Source organism: Mucilaginibacter sp., assembly GCF_041663085.1.
Lineage (GTDB): Bacteria > Bacteroidota > Bacteroidia > Sphingobacteriales > Sphingobacteriaceae > Mucilaginibacter.
The window spans coordinates 1-2,688 of sequence record NZ_JBAZRC010000209.1; the positions used below are offsets into that span (position 1 = coordinate 1).

At 40.9% G+C, this 2,688-nt stretch carries 2 protein-coding genes; both read right to left on the reverse strand.

The window, feature by feature from the left end; genetic code table 11:
* The coding region (locus WC615_RS22275; protein WP_372980239.1) for a hypothetical protein at positions 1-448 on the reverse strand (448 nt) is incomplete at its 3' end.
* Between the two features lie 76 nt (positions 449-524).
* Positions 525-2,688: SusC/RagA family TonB-linked outer membrane protein (locus WC615_RS22280; protein WP_372980240.1), on the reverse strand; the 2,164-nt coding region annotated here is incomplete at its 5' end.

Consider the following 2,688-nt stretch of genomic DNA (forward strand, 5'->3'; position numbering starts at 1 on the left):
CGCGTAAGGTACGTGCCTCGGCTACCATATTGGTTTTATCAGCATCACTTAACCCGGCAGCATTAATGGTTGGTATTTTTTGTATGGCCAGGTTTGTTGCGCCTACACCTAAATACATTTGCTGCCACCAGGTATCAATGTAAAAAGAGGTGTTATTGTAAATCAGGGTTTGAAAATTCACAAATCCGGTTTGCCCAAGGTCGCTGTTGGCCTTACCTGTCATAAACTCCATCAAATTCCAGGTGTTACCACCGTATGATGAGGTTTGCCCGGTAAGTAATCCCTGTAAATTTTGGTAAGACCCATTAGCTAACGCCCTTGCCACTTTTGCGCTCGACAGGTTAGCATCAGGCGTTAAAAAGTTTGAAGGTTTTTCTTCCAGGAATTTTTTGCAGGAGCATGTAAGTAATAAACACGCCACTATTAATATATTTTTTAATGTTTTCATTTTAATACGATTTTAGATGATTACGGTTAAATCCTTCACTACTGTATTGCTATGCGTTTTAATCATAAAAAAATTTTTAAAACCCAACCTGCACACCCAGGTTCCATATACGTGGACGCGGGTTAGCAAAGAAATCGATGTTTTGCGAAAACGCCGGGTTATTACCATAGGTTTGGTTAAAAGTATCAACCTCTGGGTCATAACCGGTGTATTTTGTGATCACAAACAGGTTTTGAACACTTGCGTAAATACGCAGACGGTTCATGTTCAATTTTTTCAACGATGTACTTGGGAAACTGTAACCTAATACAAAGTTTTGTCCGCGTATAAATGAACCATCTTCAACCCACCAGGTATCAAAATGCGAATCCTGCGCATATTTGTAATTACGCACCTGAGATATCATCGTATTTTGATTGGTAGGTGTCCATCCGTTTAATACAGTAGCTAAACTGTTGGATATGGTTTGCCTGTCTTCGGCAGAGTGTTTGAAATTGGCTGCAGTGTTTACACCCTGTACAAAACGGATATCAAATGAAAAATCCCAGTTTTTATATCTCATGGTACTGTTGATGTTACCAGTCCATTTTGGGTTTGAATTGCCAATGATGCTGTAGTAGTTACTACCATCGGGGTTGTAAAGGTATTTACGATCGCCAGCTTTTAAACCATGTTTGGCGGCTTCAGCTATATCGTCGGGCGAATCGCTGTAAGTACCAACTCTTGTCATCCCATAAAATGACCCGATTGGCTCACCTACGCGTATTACATAGTTTTCACCCAGGAAGTTTGGACCGGGAAATATGTCTGCATTGCCGTCATTTAGCTTGGTAACTTCGTTTTTGTTGGCTGCAAATAAGAAATTTGTTGACCATTGGAAATTATCGGTCTTAACGTTTACCGTATTTAAACTAAGTTCAACACCCGTGTTTCTCATCGAGCCTACGTTTTTGTAAACATTGGCTGTGGTGAAACCGGCAGTCCATGGAATAGGTGTCTGCAATAAAATATCGCTGGTGTTTTTGATGTAGAAATCAGCATTCAGGCTTACTCTATCACCAAATAATCCTAACTCTAAACCTGCATCAATCATTTTGGTTCTTTCCCATTTCAAATCAGGGTTACCCAAATAGCCGGGCAGTAAACTTATAGCCGCCGCGCCGTTTATAGCGGTTTGGTTAGTTGATAGCTGAGCAAGGGACCTATATGGACCAATTTCCTGGTTGCCTGTAACACCATAGCTGGCCCTTACCTTTAAATTTGATATGGTTTTGCTATCTTTCAGGAAGTCTTCCTGAGATACCCGCCATGCCACACCCGCTGAAGGGAAGAACGAGTATTTGTTTTTGTCGCTAAACCTTGATGAACCATCATAACGGCCTGTGGCGGTAAATAAATACTTATCATCAATATTGTAGCTAATACGGCCGTAGTATGAATTTAGCTGCCCTGGCTGATACCCGCCCGGTACAATGGGTACGCCATCAGATTCGGAAGCGCTTTTAACTGCACCGGCACCTAAGTTGTTATATTGGTAAAAATCATCAATAAAGTTTTGTGTTTCTGCTCTTACCCTTTCATATACATCCTGGCTGAAAGATATACCAAGCAAAGCCGTTAATTTTTGGCGGTCGTTGATCTTTTTGTTCCAGGTAAGGTAACTTTCAGATTGCCAGTAGTAATTGGTGTTTGCGTTGATATTAGCTACCCCGCCCTGGTCGGCAGATAAATGCTGCAGCGCTAATGATGAATAAAAATTATTTTTTTGGCTTCGCAGATCATACCCCAGGTCTGTTTTGAAATTCAATTCATCCGAGATCTTAAATAAAAGATAAACGTTACCTACTATTTGCTGGGTATTGTTAATGGTATAGCGCTCGTTGGCAATTTGTATAGGGTTTGGCGCGCCTTCAAGGCCGGCAATATCAAAATTCCCTGCCCAGTTACCATCCGGATATTTTACCGGTACTATTGGCACCTCTTCAGTTACGGCTCGTGGTACGTTCAAACTACCATTGCCATCAGTTACCAAACGCTGCCTGCTGGCTATTGCATTAATACTACCACCTATTTTTAACCAATCTTTAACATCGTTATCCATCGTCATTTTAATGGAGTAGCGTTTAAAGTTTGATGTTGGTGTTAACCCATTTTGGTTTAAATAGCCCAATGATAAGCTATAAACAGATTTTTCACTACCACCCTGAATATTTAATTGATGGCTTTGTGAAAACGCCGGT